Source organism: Streptomyces sp. NPDC104313, from assembly GCF_055583985.1.
In genome coordinates this window covers 1-18,011 of the sequence record NZ_JBVJMW010000033.1, presented here as the reverse complement: position 1 = coordinate 18,011, position 18,011 = coordinate 1, and the positions used below count along the sequence as shown (strand labels likewise).

At 68.5% G+C, this 18,011-nt stretch carries 19 protein-coding genes; 10 read left to right on the top strand and 9 right to left on the bottom strand.

Going from position 1 to position 18,011, the window contains the following annotated elements:
- Positions 1-472: 472 nt before the first annotated feature.
- The 9 genes from ACZ60Q_RS35845 to ACZ60Q_RS35805 all read right to left on the bottom strand — a co-directional run bounded on the left by ACZ60Q_RS35845 (position 473) and on the right by ACZ60Q_RS35805 (position 10,405).
- Positions 473-949 (bottom strand): transcriptional regulator, encoded by a 477-nt coding sequence (locus tag ACZ60Q_RS35845; RefSeq protein ID WP_469641788.1) that lies wholly within the window; start codon positions 947-949, stop codon positions 473-475.
- Between the two features lie 81 nt (positions 950-1,030).
- The gene (locus ACZ60Q_RS35840) at positions 1,031-1,894 is read right to left on the bottom strand and encodes a hypothetical protein (protein WP_469641786.1); all 864 of its coding nucleotides are present in this window, start codon (positions 1,892-1,894) and stop codon (positions 1,031-1,033) included.
- Between the two features lie 424 nt (positions 1,895-2,318).
- Positions 2,319-2,732: a hypothetical protein gene (locus ACZ60Q_RS35835; RefSeq protein WP_469641784.1), complete on the bottom strand. Its 414-nt coding sequence runs from the start codon at positions 2,730-2,732 to the stop codon at positions 2,319-2,321.
- Complete coding sequence (locus ACZ60Q_RS35830; protein ID WP_469641782.1) at positions 2,729-3,514, bottom strand: ParA family protein; 786 nt, start codon at positions 3,512-3,514, stop codon at positions 2,729-2,731. The genes ACZ60Q_RS35835 and ACZ60Q_RS35830 overlap by 4 nt, the downstream gene beginning before the upstream one ends.
- A gap of 415 nt (positions 3,515-3,929) precedes the next feature.
- On the bottom strand, positions 3,930-4,388 hold the full coding sequence (locus tag ACZ60Q_RS35825; protein WP_469641780.1) for a hypothetical protein: 459 nt from the start codon (positions 4,386-4,388) through the stop codon (positions 3,930-3,932).
- 169 nt (positions 4,389-4,557) lie between these two features.
- On the bottom strand, positions 4,558-5,172 hold the full coding sequence (locus ACZ60Q_RS35820) for a hypothetical protein (protein ID WP_469641778.1): 615 nt from the start codon (positions 5,170-5,172) through the stop codon (positions 4,558-4,560).
- Complete coding sequence (locus tag ACZ60Q_RS35815) at positions 5,172-8,840, bottom strand: DUF927 domain-containing protein (protein ID WP_469641777.1); 3,669 nt, start codon at positions 8,838-8,840, stop codon at positions 5,172-5,174. The genes ACZ60Q_RS35820 and ACZ60Q_RS35815 overlap by 1 nt, the downstream gene beginning before the upstream one ends.
- A 216-nt stretch (positions 8,841-9,056) precedes the next feature.
- Complete coding sequence (locus ACZ60Q_RS35810; RefSeq protein ID WP_469641775.1) at positions 9,057-9,653, bottom strand: GNAT family N-acetyltransferase; 597 nt, start codon at positions 9,651-9,653, stop codon at positions 9,057-9,059.
- A complete protein-coding gene (locus ACZ60Q_RS35805; RefSeq protein WP_469641773.1) occupies positions 9,653-10,405 on the bottom strand; it encodes a GntR family transcriptional regulator in 753 nt (250 codons plus the stop codon). Before ACZ60Q_RS35805 ends, ACZ60Q_RS35810 begins: the two co-directional genes overlap by 1 nt.
- A 226-nt stretch (positions 10,406-10,631) precedes the next feature.
- Here ACZ60Q_RS35805 and ACZ60Q_RS35800 point away from each other — a divergent pair, with 226 nt between their 5' ends.
- The 10 genes from ACZ60Q_RS35800 (at position 10,632) to ACZ60Q_RS35755 (ending at position 17,575) form a co-directional block, all read left to right on the top strand.
- Positions 10,632-11,003 (top strand): hypothetical protein, encoded by a 372-nt coding sequence (locus tag ACZ60Q_RS35800; protein WP_469641771.1) that lies wholly within the window; start codon positions 10,632-10,634, stop codon positions 11,001-11,003.
- Positions 11,004-11,106: 103 nt separating this feature from the next.
- A complete protein-coding gene (locus tag ACZ60Q_RS35795) occupies positions 11,107-11,319 on the top strand; it encodes a hypothetical protein (RefSeq protein ID WP_469641769.1) in 213 nt (70 codons plus the stop codon).
- A 5-nt stretch (positions 11,320-11,324) separates the two neighbouring features.
- A complete protein-coding gene (locus ACZ60Q_RS35790; RefSeq protein ID WP_469641767.1) occupies positions 11,325-11,627 on the top strand; it encodes a hypothetical protein in 303 nt (100 codons plus the stop codon).
- Positions 11,627-12,226 (top strand): hypothetical protein, encoded by a 600-nt coding sequence (locus ACZ60Q_RS35785; protein ID WP_469641765.1) that lies wholly within the window; start codon positions 11,627-11,629, stop codon positions 12,224-12,226. The genes ACZ60Q_RS35790 and ACZ60Q_RS35785 overlap by 1 nt, the downstream gene beginning before the upstream one ends.
- Positions 12,226-12,414 carry a pRL2-8 gene (locus ACZ60Q_RS35780; protein ID WP_469641763.1) on the top strand — a complete coding sequence of 63 codons (189 nt, stop codon included), beginning with the start codon at positions 12,226-12,228 and terminating at the stop codon, positions 12,412-12,414. The genes ACZ60Q_RS35785 and ACZ60Q_RS35780 overlap by 1 nt, the downstream gene beginning before the upstream one ends.
- A gap of 2 nt (positions 12,415-12,416) precedes the next feature.
- Positions 12,417-12,695, top strand: a complete 279-nt coding sequence (locus tag ACZ60Q_RS35775; protein WP_469641761.1) for a hypothetical protein — start codon at positions 12,417-12,419, stop codon at positions 12,693-12,695.
- Between the two features lie 81 nt (positions 12,696-12,776).
- Positions 12,777-13,163: an RRQRL motif-containing zinc-binding protein gene (locus tag ACZ60Q_RS35770; RefSeq protein WP_469641759.1), complete on the top strand. Its 387-nt coding sequence runs from the start codon at positions 12,777-12,779 to the stop codon at positions 13,161-13,163.
- Positions 13,164-13,174: 11 nt separating this feature from the next.
- The gene (locus ACZ60Q_RS35765; protein WP_469641757.1) at positions 13,175-13,600 is read left to right on the top strand and encodes a hypothetical protein; all 426 of its coding nucleotides are present in this window, start codon (positions 13,175-13,177) and stop codon (positions 13,598-13,600) included.
- An 80-nt stretch (positions 13,601-13,680) separates the two neighbouring features.
- Complete coding sequence (locus ACZ60Q_RS35760; protein WP_469641755.1) at positions 13,681-14,796, top strand: conjugal transfer protein; 1,116 nt, start codon at positions 13,681-13,683, stop codon at positions 14,794-14,796.
- Between the two features lie 289 nt (positions 14,797-15,085).
- The gene (locus ACZ60Q_RS35755; RefSeq protein ID WP_469641753.1) at positions 15,086-17,575 is read left to right on the top strand and encodes a hypothetical protein; all 2,490 of its coding nucleotides are present in this window, start codon (positions 15,086-15,088) and stop codon (positions 17,573-17,575) included.
- Positions 17,576-18,011 lie beyond the last annotated feature (436 nt).

Below are 18,011 nucleotides of genomic sequence, written 5' to 3'. Positions count from 1 at the left end.
GGCCCAGCCGGGCTTTCCAGGGCGCGGAGCGCCATGGAATAGGCCGGATTGTATTCGCGCAGCGAATGCAATGCCCCTCGAATTGCAGCGCAGCGGAAATTCGTATTCGGCCGTAGGTCGAATGGGAAGGCGCGGAGCGCTTGATTTCCCTTTCATTCGATTGGACGTCTAGGCGCAAATTCGAGAAAAGCAAATTCGAGCGGGCGGCAATTCCGGAGGAATTGCACGTCTTTAAAGAGGCTCGGTTGAATTCCTTTAGCCTTTCGTCTGGACGGTAATTCAATTCACGGACTGTCGCTTTGTGTAGTTTTTCGTCCCCGACTCGGCGGTGAGGTTTCGCTAGAAACCGCAGGTCAGGGCGTTTTTTGTCATAAGTTGAGCCGCTCTGGTTGCTCTTGGTGGCTATGGGGTGGTACGGAAACGCGAATTCCCCCCGCTGCCCGTAAGGGCGGCGGGGGGAATTCGGGGCCGTTTAGAGTGCCGCGATGATGAGTGCGGCAATTCCGAGCCACAGCATGTGCCAGCTCTGATCGAGCGCGTAGGCCCCGGTCCCGAGAGTGGCGGCAGGCTTCCCCCCGGCGGTTACCGGGTGGGCGGGGTGGGCGGGGGTTCCCAGGCTGTAGAACTCGCCCTTTCCGCAGGTGGCGGCCAGTTTCGCCAGCGTCGTGCGCCGGTCGGCCCAGTAGTGCGAGGCGGCGTCCACGGAGAGGCCGGCCACCAGGCCCAGGGCGGTGATGGACAGTCCGAGGACCAGGGCGACGGGGGCGAGGACGGCGGCCTTGGTGAGCATGAGGCCCAGGACGTGCCGACCGCAGGCAAGGCGGCCGGACCAGCCGGGCAGTCCCTTGGTGGCGGCCTGGCAGGAGGACTGGACCCAGTGGTCCCCGACGGTGTGTCCGATGTAGAGGGCGATGAACACGGCGGCGAACAGGGCGGTGGTGTCGGTCATGATGGTTCTCTCCTGGTCTGGTGACGGGTCGGGAGGACGGGGCGGCCGTGCGCCTGGCAGTGGACGGCCGCCCCGGCTGTGTCAGTCGCGGGCGGGCTCGGTGGCCGTTTCGTCGTCGGCGGGCTCCAGCTCGGTCACGAGGAACCCGAGGACGTCGGCAAAGACTTCCTCGGACCGGGGCTTGCCGCTGAGGCCGCGCAGGTTGATGGAGCCGTCCCGGGCTTCGGCCGTCACTTCGCGGACCTTGCCGATCAGGTCGGTGCGGTCGGCCAAGGGCCCGGAGACGCCGGTGATGCGGAGCCTCTGGCCGATGACGAATCCGCCGGCCACCGGGGTGCCCGTCGTGTACGGGGTGACTCCGTCGTCGGTCGGGGTGCCGAAGAAGCCGTCACCGGGTGTCGTGACGTGGCTCCGGTGGATGCGGAACCCGTCGTCGTCGGCGGTGGTGACGATCGGGTCGGACGGCCGGTGCGGGTGCCCGCAGGCCCCGCAGTGCTCGCGCTCCGGGCCGCCAGCGGTCGCCCAGCGCTCCCACAGGGTCGGCTCCGGGCGGTTCATCACGGCGTTGCGCCGCGACTGCGCGGTGCTCTTGGCCACGTCCATGGCCAGGGCCAGGTCTCCGAGGCTGCCCCCCAGCTCCTGGTGGTGACGGACGGCCGCGTCCCGCACGCCCTGGAGCCGGGGCAGGAGGCGGTGGTCGATGTCGTTGATGACGGTGTACAGGGTCTCCGGGGTGACGTCGCGAGGCTCCCAGCCCCGTTCGTTGGTGCCGGTCCGCAGCAGGCTCAGCGCCCACAGTGCAGTGTCGAACCAGTCGGCCAGCGTTGCGGCCTCGGCGCCCAGGGCCTTGGCCTCTCCGGGGGTCAGGCTGATGGTGATGTCCAGGCCGCCGCGGATCGCGTCGGGGCCGCTGCGGAAGCTCGGGTTCGGGGTCTGGGCGGTCATGATTCTCCTGATGTAGGAAGGGGTACGAAGGTTCGTACCCACATCTCTAAGGTACGAAGGTTCGTACCCCTCGTCAAGAGGGTTTGGTGAACTCGTGGGTTCGTGGCCTCATGACGTCACCAACAGTCCTGCTGCAACAAGTGGCACGGGCCATGTAGCACGACCCTTTACGCAGGTCAGGGCCGCAACGCTGGAAGCGTTGCGGCCCTGTTGCAGTCACTGTTGCAGAGGCCCTGCTACCTACTGGGAGGACAGCAGGTGTCGCAGTACTCGCCTTGCACTCCATGCCGTCTCCGGCAGGTCTTGCAGGCCCGCCAGTCGCAGGTGAGGCACTTGAAGAACCCTTCGATGTCCTCGAAGAAGAGGACGGGGTGGTCCGCGTCGTACGCCTTCGCGGTTTCTCTGCCCGACCGCGAGAGGTGGCTCACCGCAGCCGCCGCAGCAGCGCCTTGCGAGTCGGCTCGTGCTCCATGCCCATCCGGATCAGCTCCCGCACGACCTCGGCCTTGTCCAGTGCCCGGCGCCCGGCGTCGTCCCGCAGCTCCAGGACGAACCGGTCGATCCGCGAGGACTCCTCGGGGGCGAAACGCACGGTCGTGGGGACCGCGTCAGCGGCGGCGGGCGGCGGGCGCCGGCCCCCGCGGCTTCGCCCCGGCGGGGACTTCCGCCGTGCGGCAGGCTGCTCCTGGTCGGCAAGCTGCTCCTGGTCGTGCTTCTCGTCCTGCCTCTGGTCCTGGCTGTTCTCCCCGACACGTAGCCGGTCCAGCTTCGGCGTGAGGACAGGCTGAGCGAGAGGGGACGTCGATGGCGGGATGTTCGGTTCCTTCCGCGCGTTCACGCGGGCACCTCTTTCATGAATCGTTCGGCCAGCAGCTCGAATGCGGCGCGTGATGCTCCGCTCCTGGGGACCTGTTCCAGGGGCAGGCCGTGTTCGTCCGCGTAGGCGACGACGGACCGCTGAGGGATCACCGCCCAGAGGTCGTCTCCGAAGATCTGACGGACGCCCTTGAGCTGGTCGCGCTGCCCGCCGACCCGCTGGTCGTACTCCCCCACGATGATGCCGAGGAACGCGAGATCGGGATTGGCGAGATCTTCACCGGAGGCCGCGACGAAATCGCGGTACTTCACGGCTCCTCCGATGGAGTCGTGCTCGCACTCGGTGGACGCCACGGCGTAGTGGGCCGCTGCCAGCGCCATCTGGGTCAGGTGGCCGAACGAGGGCTGGCAGTCGATCAGGAGGTAGTCCAGGTGGTCGTCTGCGCCCTTGAGAGCCTTGGCGAACCGCCGGTAGGCCCCTCGCTGCCCGGCCTCCAGCGAGCGGTCCTCCAGCGTGTGGCGGGCGGGCAGAAGTGTGATGCGGTCAGCGAACTCCGTCCGCCAGCCGATCGGCTGCCAGACCTGGGCAGCCACGCCCTCGGCGTTCGCCTCGATCGCCTCGGACGTCGTCAGCTTGCTCGGGTCGTCCTGCCATCCGAGCCGCCGGGACGCGTTGCCTTGCGGGTCCATCTCGGCAACACCGACCCGCTTGCCAGCCTTCGCGAGAGCTTCGGCCAGGCGCACGGTGTGCGTGGACTTCTTGGCCCCGCCCTTGTTGTTCCCGATCGCTACACGTCGCGCCATCGGTCCTCCTTCGTGAGTGTCTCGGGCAGCGTAGAGCTTGGTTTGTGACGCCACGACCTCACGGGGCCGGGCCTTCACGAAAGGCCGCTCACGGCCCCGCTGCGTACGTCTCTACACGTACACGGTCGCCGCCAGGGGTCGTTCCGGTCGTTCCGGTCGTTCCGCACCAGGTCAGAGGCACCTTTAGCGGAACGACCAGGGGTCGTTCCGGGTCGTTCCGGGGGGTCGTTCCACACGGGAACTGCCCAAAAACGGCCCCTGTCGCGCCCTCCTGTCGTGTCCCGGAGAACCACGGGATTCGCCTCTCCAGGGCTGCTCACACGGAACGACAGGCACCCGGCTGGACAGGGGCGCGCGACAAGGAGGAGGGCCCCCGCCGACGTCGGCGGGGGCCCTCGGGATCAGCCAGGGGGAGCTACTGGGAGTTGCGGTAGACGGGCTCCATCAGCAGCAGCACGGTCTTGAGGGAGATGTCGGTGTCCTCGCGGTCGAAACCGAGCGAGGACGCTAGAGCGCCGGCCTGTCCGGGCAACGGCATCGAGGGGAACTGCGGACCGTGGAACGCCTCGGAGTCGCCTTGGAAGGCTGCTGCGTACTGGTGGAAGTCGGAGGCGTACAGCGCGGCGTGGTCGTCCGCGAACGTCATCTCTGCTTCGCGGGACGCCCAGGCGAAGTTCAGCAGCAGTGCGGCGCGGGCCTCGGGCTCGGCTTCGGCCCAGCGCCGCCGCAGGGTGCCGACGATGGCGGCGCGCTCGGCTGTCCCGCCGTAGGCCTCCAGGGTCTCCCGCAGGTCGAGGGTGACGCCTGCGATCTGCATCGCGATGCCGAGCGGGTGCTGGGCGGCTGCCATGTCGTCAAAGGGGTTCGGGTGCATGGGTCTCCTTGGTCGAGGGTGGTCGGGCTCATTCTGTACCGGCCCGATCCCTTGCAGGGACTGGATACCCGAATGAGTGATGGACTCGTGGGCTAGTGGACTCGTGACGTCATGAATGGTCCGGGCCGGGGCGCACCGAACACGGTGTGACCCCGGCCCGGAGAGAGGGTCAGTACATCGGGTTGCTGTACGAGGAGTCCGGGACGTCCACGCCTGAGCCGAACGACCCGTCGCCGAAGTCGTCGCAGACCATCTGGACGACCTCGTCCCTGTCCTTCTTGCTGCCGTGGTCCATGGCCTTGAGGAACTTCACGACCTGGTCGCCGTGGAGGGTGCCCTCCACGACACCGAGCCACTTGCGCTTGCTCGTCTTCCAGGTGCCGGGAATCCGGACGTGCAGCGAGGACGGAGCGTCCGCGTACGGGTCCGGCTCCTCCTCGCCCTCGGCTTCACCCTCGCCCTCCTCGCCGCCGCCCTCACCGCCACCGGTCCCGCCCCCGGCGGACGGAGGCGACGGCGGCGAGGGCGGGCTCGGGGGTGCTGCGGGCGGTGCCTCCTCGGCCGGGCCCTCCTTCTTCTTGGCCTTGCCCTTGCCCCGCAGCTTGTCCTTCACCCGGCCGAACAGCCCGCGCTTCTTCGGCTTCTCAGCAGCGGCGGCCGGTGCTTCGGGTGCTGCCGGTGCCGGGGCCGGCGGCTGCTCGGCCGGAGACGGCCCGGCCTCCTGGCCCTGGCCCTCGGGCTCCTTGTCCTTGCCCCGCCCGAAGAGGCGCCCGAACATTCCCATCAGCTCTCGCCCTCCTGCTTCGAGTTGTAGAGGTGCATGGCCTTCGACATCTTCTTGACCTGGTCCAGGATCGGCAGGAGGTCAGCGGCCGGGACGCTGTACTCGGGCTTCCACTGCCCGCCGCCCGTACCGAGCTGCATGGCCTCCGGCTTCGCCGTGATCGGGTCCGGGTTGTCCGACGCGTACGTCACCGCGTCCACCCGCAGGCTGAGCGGGTGGTGCCCGCTTGCCGCGTGGGCCCGCAGATTGCGGTAGGTGTTGGCGAGCGCGAGGTCCAGGATCATCTGGGCCCAGTCCTGCCGCCAGAAGATGTCCTTCTCGTACGGCAGGCCCGTGGCCCGGTCCTTCTTCGGCTCGCGGCGGCTGAGGTAGCCGCGGAACGATTGGTAGAGCATCCCGGACACCTGCTTGGCGTACCGGGCCCCGGGGCGGCCCTCCTGGGCACTGGCGAGGATGCGCTCGCGGGACAGCCGGAGCTTGTCGTACATGCCGTACAGGGCCCGCTTGCTGTTCTCCCAGACCCACGCTTCCAGGACGTCGGGGGTCCAGCCCTCGCACATCTCGGCCAGCAGGTCCACGCCCGGGGACCGCAGCCAGTACCCGCCCTCCTCGGCCGGTTCGATGTTCAGTTCCGGCAGGCCCTCCAGGGCGAGGCCCGGGAGCTCCCGGACGCGCCAGTATCCGGCCTTGTTCTTCGCGTACGTCCGGCCCTCGGGGTAGTGGGTCGGGTCACCGACACCGAGCCACACCGAGCCGAACGCCGCCAGCCAGGCCGCGTTCTTGTCGTACTGGTGAATCCAGGCCCGCTTGCGCTCCTCGTCGGTGATCTCCTCGACCGGCCGGGTCCACTGCATCGAGACCAGCGGCTTGATCTTCGCCTCGACCGGCGGGACCTGGCGGGCCCTCACCATCTGGGAGACGACGCTGCTGGCCGCGTTGCCGGTGAAGTCCTTCGCGGTGACGTTCGGGCTCAGGTAGTACGGGATCACCTGCGGGCTCTCGGCCGGTCCGTGGAGCGTGGACAGCAGGTAGACCATGTACGAGTCCAGGAGGACGTCCGGGGTCGCGGCTGCGCCGAATCCGCCCCGGCCGGGCTCGTCGGACCGGTCGAACCGGTCGTCGTAGAGCGGCAGCGACACCGACAGCCGCTCACCCTCGCCGCCCCGCGTCTTGAGCGTCATCCAGGACGACAGACCCTCGCCCTGGACCACCAGGTCCGACCCGGGCCGGGGAGTCGCCCACGGGTGCGGGGTCGGACCCTGCGGACCCTTGTAGTCCTCCAGCTCCTCGGGCATCCGCTCGTCGTACGACGGCAGGCCCATGGCCAGCGCGGCGGACTTGTGGACCCACAGGGTCCGCAGCCCATACGCGGCCATCAGGTCCGGGACCTGGTCCACGTTCTGGGGCAGCGCCACGGCGACGGGCTCGTGGTTGGCAAGGTGCAGCCACCCGTCACCGAGCACACCGAAGGCGAGAGCGCCGCGCGTGCGGCCCTTCGCCTTCGCCTCCAGCCGCAGCCACTCCTTGTCCAGCCGGTCGTCACCGGTCTCGTACATCCGGGCGGCCGGGAACACCGCCGCAGGCGGCTCCACGGGCACCGGCGGAAGGCTCGTGACGTCATGAGCCCGAGAGCCCGTGGCCTCTTCAACCCCTAGTGATCCTGAGTCGTCCCTGAGGGTGGTTCCCTCCTTCTTAGAGAAGTCGAACAGCTCAAGGGTGGTTCCGGTGGTTCCGGTGGTTCCGGTGCTGGTCAGAGCCTCGTTTTGCGGAACCACCTCGGTGGTTCCGGGGTGGTTCCGGGGGTGGTTCCCGCTCGGGAACTCAGATCCGTGGCCTTGCTGAGAGCCACTTCCCGAGCCGTCCTCGGGCTCCTCGTCAGAGGCGAAGACTTCACCGGCTACCCGTGTGCTGAAGCAGTGCATCCGGATGCCCAGTCCCTGGCCCCGCAGAGCCTTGGGAAGCTGCCGCTGTGCGTGCTTGCCCACACCTCGGATGTGGACTCCAAGGTCGTCCAGAGCGCGCAGGGCGGCTGAGACGTTGTCGATGCCGGCTTGCGCGGCGGCTTCCTGGACGACCGGGTTGATGACCCACCACTCGCCAGCCTCGGAGTTGGTGAAACCGCGCAGCTTCCGGAACCCCTCCTCGGCCACGGTCGGGAGCCGGTCCATCTCCGGGAAGGCGGACGCCTCGATGCGGAGTGCGTCTAGTGCGTTCCACAGCCGTTCGCAGTCCGGGATGTTGGCCTCGGCGCTGATCTCGATGGCCTCGGCCAGTCGTGCAGCTGCTTCGGTCTCCGCGACCGCACCCAGGCCTGGAATGCCGATGGCCTGCCCGAGCATGTGGGCGCCGACGACCCAAGCCATGTGCAGCTCAGCGATTGTCGCGGCGATGCCGCCCTGAGCGGGCCGGTACTTCGCGCACAGCTCAAGGTGCAACTTGCGGAGCTGTGCCAGGTTCTCAGCCCGGTACATGCCCTTGCGCTCGGCCCACTCCACGGGCCATCCGCCGTGGTCCTTCGCGAGCCGCTTCAGGCGCTTGCTGATGTGCTCGGCTCCCCGGTGCCCGGCTTCTGCCGGCGCGCCGTCCGCATCGACCATGGCGTTGGGGAAGAACGGGGCCTTGAACTCCTGGAGCCGAGAGGCCAGGTCCTCGGTCTGCCCCTCGTGCTTCAAGGGTTCGTTGGAGCTGGAGAGGATGACGGAGTGCCAGAAGCCGTCAGATTCCCGGGGGGAGCCGTCGGCGGTGCCCATGGCCCGGATAGCTCCGGCGACCATCTGGCTGATCTCGCGGGACGACTCCTTGATGGTCCGGCCGCTGGAGCTGTGCTCGTCCAGGGCGACGGGCAGGTAGCCGCGCTGCCGGAGGGACTGGGTGATGCCCTGCTTCGAGGCGTTCCACGTCATCCAGAGCGACTGCCGCCGCGGCTTGATGTCCCCGTAGCAGGAGGCACACACGACCAGGATCGTGGACTTCCCCTGCTGGCCGGGTCCGTGGACCGAGATCATGTGCGCGAGCATGTCGAGTGTGTCCAGCACGGGCCCGGCGAAGTACCCGCCCGCGACGAGGGCGGACTTGCCGTCCATGCTCATCCACGCGCCGATCTCGTCCCACGCCTCACGCGCGCCCTGTTCCTCGCCCCGCAGCACCCGGTACCCGAGGGTCTGAGCGTCGGCGGCCGGGAAGACAAGGTCCCCGTCGTCGTTGTAGTAGGTCCGGGCCGACGTGACCGGGGCCGCGTCGCCCTCCTCGCGGATCAGCTTCGCGAACGCGTGCCGCTCGTCGTTCCCAGTGGGCCGCCGCATCCCCATCTTCGCGGCCCACGTCCCACGGTCCAGCTCGTCCTCGGTGAGGATCCGGGCCCGCCGCTGCCGCTTCCCGATGGCCAGGTACTCGGACCGGATGTCCTCGCCGTCGTCGGTGAGGTGAACGATCTGCGCCGTGATCTTCGGTACCTGGCCGATCGGCAGCAGGTCGTCCTCGGCGTTCTGGCGGTGCATGATCATGCGGTCGGCGGACCGGTAGTACCAGCCGCGCTTCATGCCCGCGATCGGGCGGCACCCGGCCGGGTGACCGCTGCGCTCCAGGTTGGAGACTGTGCCCTTCTTGCCCCGGCTCTGCCTGGGGACTTCTTCCGCAGACTCCAGTGTCTGCGGGTTCGGGTGGGTCACGCGACGTCGCCTTTCATCACGGCCCACGACCGAGGGTGACGTCGCGACGTCAACGAGGTGGGGGAGAAATCTCCCTGCCCCTGGCTTACACTCGGCAGCAGACCTTGTTTGTGGTCGCCGTGAGCCCTTCTTCCGGGACTTCGACTCTGTCTGAGGCTTCGAACCCTCATTCAGAGCCCGGATTGGGGCTCGCGGCATTTTTGCGTTTATGGATCTTCAGTTGTGGTTCGGAAGCTTACGCCCTGATGAGGACACCTCTACGGGCAGTGGGGACACCAACGGCCGTAGCGACTGCTGGTTCAGAACCAGCGATGCCGGCCTTTGCCCGAGCCACCCTGATCGGCGGTGGCTCGGGGCTTCTGTTCGTACGTGGCTGAACCCGAGGGCTTCGTAGTAGTCCTGGAGTCCCCGCGCGGTGCGCCAGCAGTCGATCCGGACCCAGCGCCGCCCTTCCAGGGCCGCGATCCTTCCGGCCCAGTCAAGGGCCAGACTCCCGATCCCCAGACCCGCAGAGCTGCGGCTGACCATCAGTTTGTAGAGGTAGAGGGCCGATTCCGGGGCGTCGCCTTCGGTCCAGAAATCCCGGTCCACAGGGCCGCGGCTGACTGTTCCGAGCGTGCGGTCATCAGCGTCTGTGATCAGCCAGGTACGCCCCTCATCGATGGCCGAGTGCCACTTCGCGATGGCACGGGCTCCGGCCTCACGGTCCGACCACTGATCGGAACCCCTGGCCCTCAGCCACGTCTCAGCCTCTGTGCGCAGGGACATGAGAGCGGGGATGTCTGCGGTGCTGGCGGGCTTGATCGTGAACATCAGACCTCCATCTCGTAGACCAGCTTGTGCCGGTCGCCAGGGGCGATGGTGACCATGACCCGCACGGGCCGTGAGTCGCCGTACCCGATGCGGACGTGCTCTGCGACGGGGGTACCCGGGGGCAGCTTCAAAGCCTCGGACTCCTCGGGGCGAGGCATCCGAATGGTGATCTCGTCCCGGACGCGAACCTGCGGATGCCCGATGCTGGCCAGAATCCCTCCAGGAAGGGAGACGTCGCGCTCTTCCATGAGGGGCGAGCCTTCGGCCACGTCCAGCGGGAACGTGCTCGTTGCCAGCTGGTAGGGCTCTCCGTCGATGGTCCGCAGCCGTACGCGGTGAACGACAGGAGACCCAGGCTCGATGTTCAGCCAGTGGGAGATGCGGTCATCTGCGGTCCCGTGGTTCACCGTGACGTGTTGAGCGGGGTCCCGGCCTGCGTCCCTGATGGCGGTGGACCAGTCGTCACCGGCTGCGGAGTCGCGCCGGGTACCTCGCTCGAATGCGGTCAAGTTCCAGACGATCGCGCGGTCTGACCGGACACGACGGCGTCCGCCTTGCTCGCCTACGACCAGGCCCTCGGCCTTGAGTACGTCGATCCCTGAGCCGACCGTCTTGTACGTCACCCCATACAGCTCTGCGAGTTCGCGGCTGGTCGGCAGTGCCTGACCAGGGGCGAGGGAACCGTCCCGGATCTGTGCTCGCAAGTCATCTGCGATTGCTCGGGCGGTTGTTCGGCGAGGTCGTGTGGTCATGCGCAGAAGAGTACACCGATCATCGAGTTTGGTACACAAGTCGGCGCGCGGGTTGATTTAGGTACCCAAGACTTGACTGTGACGTGCACAACCCTTACGTTCTGGTGGCGGGCGACTTTGGTACTCAAGTTTTCTGGTGTTGCCACGCAAACGGCCCCAGTTCGGTATCTCACCTCCGAACCAGGGCCTAGACCGACCCGACTGCCACACAGAAGGGACCGATCCTGTGTCTGATCGTAAGGACTTCATCCAGGTCGTACGAACCGCGCCGACGCGCGGTCAGCTCGACCTCGTCGCCATCGAGCGGGCCGTGAACGGCCGGGCGCCCGAGGGCATGACCGGCCTGGAGCTCCACGAGGCCGCTCGCATCCTCGTCGCCAACGGCCGTAGCGCCACCACCATCTCCACCCAGCTCCGGGTGCCGGCGGAACGCATCCGCCGGTGGTTCCCCGAGCTGGTGACCGTGCCGCTCGGTGACTACGTCTGCGGCACCCCCCGCGCCTACCGCCGTCACCTGCGGCTCGGAGAGGTCTGCGAGACCTGCTGCGGTGCCAACAGCGCGCGGGACCGCGACCGCCGGTTCGGGCGGGCCGCCTGATGCGCGGCCTGATCGCCGTGCTGCGGCACATGTGGCAGTGCCCGCGCTGCGGGGCCTGGTACGTCGCGGACACCGACGCGGGTTCGTGCGGGGGCTGCTGACGATGAGCATCTTCCGCCGCCGCGAGACCGCCGCCGACGACGCCGCCCGCACGACTCTGCTCCTGGACGGCCTGGAGGCCGCCTACGAGCAGCGCCGGGGCGACGACCCCGAGACCCCGCTCACCCAGTTCGAGGAGGTGGTCCTCGACGCCTCCGTGACTCTCTCCGGCGAGCCGTACCCGCCTGCCGGCCACACCTACCCGAAGAGGGGCTGACCATCATGGCGAAGATCGATCGCGAGATCGCGGCGGCGCAGAACCGACTGAACGGCATCCGCAACCAGGAGCAGTCCAGCCTCCGGGCCGGGGACCAGGCCAAGATGGCCGGGCTCGTCGGCATCGGCGTGGCGAAGGCGGTCCGCGGTAAGACGGCCCCGGTCGCCGAGCGGGCCGCCGGGCGCATCTGGAACCGGGCCGAGGAGGAGGCCGCCGCCGACCTCCGCGTCCTGGAGGCCGAGCGCCAGCAGCTGCTCACCGACCAGGCCGCCGCCCGCCGCGAGAAGAAGAAGTCGGGGTGGTTCTGATGATGAGCCCCACCCTCGAACCGCGTCACGCGGACTGGGTTGTCGACCACGAAGGCACGCCGTTCGTGCCGCTCAGGGTCGACCTCACCCTGGAGGACGTGCGGCTGGGCCTTGCGTTTCACGAGGCCGGTCACGCGGTCCTGTGCATGGCCTACGGCATCCACGTGATCACCACGGGGATCGTCTCCTGGCAGATCGAGAACGGCAGTTGGAACACGGCTGGGAACACCGAGTGGGAAGCCGAGTCCGCTCTCTGCCGCGACATCGCCGCACAGTGCGCGGCCGGTGAGCTGGCCCACCTGCGGCACCTGAAGGAGTCCGGCCGCCTCACGGCAGAGACAGCGCAGGGCGCAACGGCGGACCACGACCGGGAACAGGCAATCGCGATCCTCGCCACCGCCGGAGTTCCGCTCGCTCTGGATCAGACTCCGGCCGGTGGGCTGTCCTGGCGGAATGTATGCGCCGCGGCTGAACGCAAGGTCGATGCCCTCTGGCCGCAGATCAGCGCGCTCGCGGTTGAGCTGACGTACCGGGAGCTGACCGGGGACGAGGCGGCAGCAGTCGCCGGAATGACGAACCCGTCGGTGAGGTGCCTCTGATGCCGAGCCAGAAGGCTTTGAACCCGCCGTCGGGCGAGTGCCGGCAGTGCTGGCTCCACGCGTACGACTCCCGGGCCCAGCACGCGCACCTCGGTCCGCGTGAGGACTGCCCGGCCTGCGTCTCGCACATGGGCGGCAAGTGCCCCCCGTCGATGATCGTGCCGGGCAAGCGCAAGGGCTGGTGGTGACCATGGCCCGCACCCCCGAGCTGGCCGCGCTCCTGGTCGCCGCCGGGCTGGCCGGTCTGGTGACTGAGGGCGGGATGCCGCTCTCCGCAGGGCTCCTGGTCCTGGCCGTGGCCGCTGTCGGAGCCCTGGCGGTCTCCCTGGCCTACTGCCTGCCGTCCCTGGTCACCGCACTCACCGCCCGCCGCGTGGTGAGTGCGGTGACCCCGATGTCTCCGATCTGTGACCGCACCCGGGGGCCGGTGGTGAGTGAACCGGTGAGGTCCCTGCGGTTGCGTGAGTGACCTACCCCCATGGTGGCGTCGTGGACTCACCACGCCACGACGCCACCACATCAACCTGACCAGCAGAGGAGGTGACACGCAGTGAAGTTCTACGACCCGATCGGCGAAACGTACGGCATCCCGACCTTCCCGCGCCGCCTGGCCCCCGAGGGCCTGGCCACCCGCCGCCAGCTCCGGGCCCAGGGCCTGCGCCCCGCCGGCCAGGCCGTCGCCGCGCAGATCCTCTGGCACGGCCGCTGCGACCCGATCACCCGCACCCGGCCCATCCGGACCGCGTACCTCTACCGCCTCGACCTCGCCCTCCCGGTGAGGCCGATGACCCCCGGCCGGGCGCGCGCCGTCGCCGCGATGATGCGCGCCCGCCGGACCTGTCCGCTCTGTGCGGTCACCTACTCCTACGTCATCCCGACGTCCCTGGGCTGCTGCCCGGGATGCGCCGACCACCAGACGACCGCGCTCGCGGCCTGAGAGGAACCGACATGAACCCCGAGATCCCCCAGCAGCAGCAGCGGCACCTCCCGCAGCCGTTCCCCACCCAGGCCGCCCCGGTCGCTCACCACCGCCCGCCGGCCGTCGAGTACCGCGACGGCGTGCCGTACCACTACACGATCGGCCAGCAGCCGCAGCAGATCGTCGTCCAGCTCCCCGAGACCTCCTCAATGTCGCCCGCCCAGCGCGAGCTGGTGGTCAACGTGATCCTCCTCCTGGTCGTCGCCGTGGTCCTGTGCGGCTGCGTCATCGGCCTGGTCGTCATCGCCGGAGGAACCCTCATGGGCCTGATCGGCACCATCGGCGCGAACGCGGTCCCGGTCGGCCTGACCACCGTGGGCGCGATCGTCGCCGCCGGGTGGCTCGTCACCAAGCTCAAGGGCCTCGCCCAGACCGCCGTAGAAGACAAGAAGTAGCCCTCACCAGCGCCAGCACTCATTTCATGACGCCACGAGCCCAAGACGGCGCGACGTCACCAAGCACGGAAGGACACCCCATGTCGAACCACACCGAGACCGACGACACCCCCCAGCCGACCGAGGGCCACGAAGAGGCCGGCCCCCGGCTCCGGAAGCTGACCCGTATCCAGAAGACCGTCCTGGTCGCCGCCGTCGTCCCGATGCTCGCGGTCGGCGTCGCCGGTGGCATCGGGACCTACAGCAACCTCGGCGAGAAGTACGGCGACGAGACCGCCCTCGGTGCCCTCGCGGCCGGTGAGGGCGCAACCGCCGTCCTCGCCCTGGTCCTCCTGGTCACCACGCTCCTGGGCCAGTCCGCCCCGCTCCTGGTCCGCGTCGGCCTCTGGGCCCTGCCCGCCGCCGCCGCCCTGATGGGCGCGACCGCCGCCGAAGGTGTGGGCCAGACCATCGTCTTCGCCCTGACCCCCATGGCGATCACCGCCGCCGCCGAAGGCGTCGCCTTCCTCTCCCGCCGCGTCGTCATCCACCAGGAGGGCCGCGACATCGAGGCGGAGGCCCGAGCCGCCGCCATCGTCCGGGACCTCGCCTACCACCAGGCCCGCGCCGCCGGACACCCCGACGCGCGGAAGCGCAAGGCGTCCGAGAAGAAGGCGTGGACGCTCGCCGCGAAGGTCGGCGGCGGTGACGTCCGCCTCGGCGCGGACCTGATGGACATCCAGCGCGACCGCATCGGCGCGGGCGCGAACGCGGCCCTTGAGCGGATGTTCGGCGGTACGGCACTCACCACGGCCCCCGCGCTGCCCGCCGCGTCCGCCGACACCCGGCCCGCCCTCCCCGCCGCATCCGCTGATGACGCCATGAACTCGCGAGCCCAGGAGTCCACCATCCACACGGATACGCACGGACGTCCGAACCAGACCACCGCTGACCAGCAGGAAGAGACCGAAAGTGTCCGCCCGGATCTCAAGGTCGTCGGCACCGAGAAGCCCCAGAAGCGCAGCATTCGCGCCGACGTCTTCGGCATGGTCGCGGACGGGGTCCAGGACGTCCGCACCGTGATCGACGCCATCGCCACCCGCCACAACCGCGCCGCCGACGACCCGGCGCTGAAGTCCACGGTCCACAAGTACGTCCGCGAGGCATCCGCGCAGACGTCCGCCGACGACGCCGCCCACGCGGGCCAGTACCTCTAGCCCCGAAAAAAGTCCGGCCGGGGGTGTCACAAAACAGCCCCCGGCCGGACTTGGGCCAGATGAGAGATCCGAAAAAAGCCGGCCGGAGTGTCACACCGAGGCCGATCCCGACACCTGTCCACAGGTGAAGGGGACCGTACGAAATCTGCGCACAGGCCAGAGGACGCACGGTGTCAGACCCACCCGAAATGATCGAGGGATCACCGCCCGGCAGGCCCCACTCCTGCCAGAGAACCAGCCTGCCGGGCGGCCAGGTCCCCCAAGCACCAAGGGGAATCCCGTGCACAGCATGACTGCCGCACTCGCGGCCTCACCACCCGAGCCGGACGCCCAGGAGGGCGGCTGGCTCGCAGACGCGTTCACGTTCCTCTGGGACGCCGCCGCGAGCGTCGTCCCAGGCGGCGACGTCGGTGTCCTCGGCCTCCTGATCTTCCTCGGCTGGATGGGCGAACAGGCCAGCAAGCGCAAGAAGGCCGGCCCCGCCAAGACCCGCACCCCCGGGAGCTGGAAGACCCCGTTCCTCGCCGTCTGGAACTTCCTCACCTTCCTGGCCCGCACCGCCCGTGCCGTGGCCCGCTTCTACGGCGGCCGGGAGCTCCGGGGGCCCGCCCGCTCGACCGCGACGACCTGGTCCGCCGGGATGCGCCTCAGCGACACCACCGCCGCCCCGGCCGCCTCCATGGCCTCCGTCGCCTTCGTCCCGCCCAAGGTCAGCCTGATCAAGCAGCCCCGCCGCGCGCCCAGCCTCTGGGCCCGCAAGGCCGCTACCTGGCTCAAGACCTACCGCGGCCGGGGTGCCCGGTGGCTCGACCGCGCCGTACGGGCCGTTCTCTGGGCCGCCCGCATCACCGCCAAGGGGTGGCGTGCCGGGCGGGCGACGGTCCGCACGCTCCGGAACTGGGGCTGCTGGCCGTACGCCGCCAGGGCCCTGACCCGCGTCATCGTCACCGCCCTCGTGGTGTTCTCCGTCGTCCCGGCCTGGGACGTCTGGGCTGCCCTGGTGGCCGTGCTCGCCACCGCCGCCCTGGGCGCGCTCCTGCCCAAGATGGTGCCGACCGAGCCCGGCGACGACGTCGTCTACGGCCCGAAGCTCTGGGTCGTCCTCCGCGACGACCTGGACCTGCCCGATGACGAGCCGCGCGAGAACTGGCTCAAGCTCCCCGAGCGCCTGGGCGACGAGGGCGCGCGCATCGTGGTCCGCCTGCCCTGGACGTTCCGCGGCTCCGACCTGGAGAAGGAGTCGATGACCTCGCTCCTGAACTCCCGGCTCCCGGGGGAGTGGGTCGGGCGGTTCAGCTTCCGGGGCGAGCACCCCACCGCCGTCTACACCCACAAGCCGCCGCCGAAGCCGCCGGCCCCCGCGCCCGCGCCGCCGAAGGCCGTGGACATCGCGGAGCCGCGCGTCCAGGAGGCCCTGGCCAATCTGGCTCCGGAGGATTTCCTCCTGGGTGCGGACGAGCACAACAAGCTGGTCGTCCGCCGAATGGCGGGCGAAGTTTCCCACTGGGCCTACTCGGTCGGCTCCGGTGGCGGAAAGTCCACGACGCTCCAGTGGCTGGCTGTCCAGATGGTCATGAAGCGCGGAACCATCGTTGGCGTGGACCCGAAGCTCATCAGCCTCGCACCGCTGGAAGGCGTGCCCGGCGTATTCCTCTACAAGGACCCCGAGAACGGCCGCGATATGCGCAACGTTCTTTACTGGGTGGCCGACGTCGTGATGGCCCGCTTTTACGAGATCGAGAAGGGAACCGCGAAGGAGTTTGACCCGCTCTACGTGTTCCTGGAGGAGTGCAACGAACTCGCTGGAATTCTCCGGAACGTGTGGAACAAGATTCGCACCAAGAAGGGTGAAGACAAGGACCCCGCCGCCGATCCGATTTGGGAAGAGGCGGTTGCCCGCATTCTCCGATTCGGACGCGCGGCGAATGTTCACCTGCTGGCCGTATTCCAGGACTTCAAGGACAACGAATTCAGCGGCCAGTCCCTCCGCCCGCTTTTCCCGTTCAAGGTGCTCGGAAGTTATGACCCTCACCAGTGGGAGCGCATTACCGGACTGCCCAAGAATGTTATGCCGCCGAGCGTCCGTAAGCCGGGCCGAATGGTCACCGTGACCGATGGCGTTCCTTTCTCATACCAGACCCCCTACCTGTTCCTCGAAGAGGAGAACGAGGAAGGGGAGATGGAAAAGCGCGGTGCCACCGAAGATGAGGCCAAGGACCTCTACAACAAGCTCTACAAGGAGCTGCGCGAGCGTCACGGGTGGAGCGACCACGGCCTCTACACCGCCCCGCCGGCCAACAGCCCCCGAGGCATCCCGCGGCTGCTCCAGGACCGCCTGGAGCCCCTGTCACGTGACGCGGACCCCAACAGCCCGAACGGGGCCTCAGAGGGGGGTCTGGGCGAAGAAACCGCAGGTCGCGGTGTCACGCACCCCAGCGACGTGACGCCCGGTGTGACGCCCCAGCGTGACAGGCTGCGGCTCATCCCCGGGCAGGCCGGCGGAGAGGGCTCCCAGGACCCGCTGGCGGCCCCCGTGCTCCTCAGCGTGGCCGAGATCGCCCGCGAGATGCAGGCCCGTGGCTACGACATCGAGGCGGGCCTGATCCGCACCCACAAGTCTCGCCGCGACAAGGGAGTGAACAACGGATTCCCCACCGGTATCGGTGAGGGCCGCGACGAGAAGTTCACGCTGGCCCAGCTCGTCACCTATTACGAACAGCGCGGCGTCAAGAAGCGCGAAGAAAGCGAGAACGAGGCAGAGCAGGGAGACGCTGTCTGACCTGCGGAGACACAGAAACGGCCCCCTCTCCGGAGGGGGCTTTTCTGTGTCCAAAGCGTCCGGGGGTGTCCCGTAAAACCGCCAACATTACATAGGGATTCAGAGCTGATGCACTTCAAATGGAGGGAAAACAGGGGCATGGAATTCAGGCAATAGCCTTCCCGGCGTCGCTGGAAAACAGTTTCAGGGAGTGCTGGAATAGGTGTTGGAATGAGTTGAAAAACAATTCTAGCGGAAGCCCATAAAGGGCTCTGATGGTCGGGAATGTGAATTGAATTCAGCGAAGCGCGAAGCGCGAGTAATTGGGCTGGAAGGCGTCGATAAGAGAGGTGATAAGCCACAGAAAAAGTCGCGAAGCGGCTTTAGGGATGCCGCTCGCGGCATTCTGGATGGGAATTCGGATTCGCTCCGCGAATTCCGGAATTTCGGCTGGGCC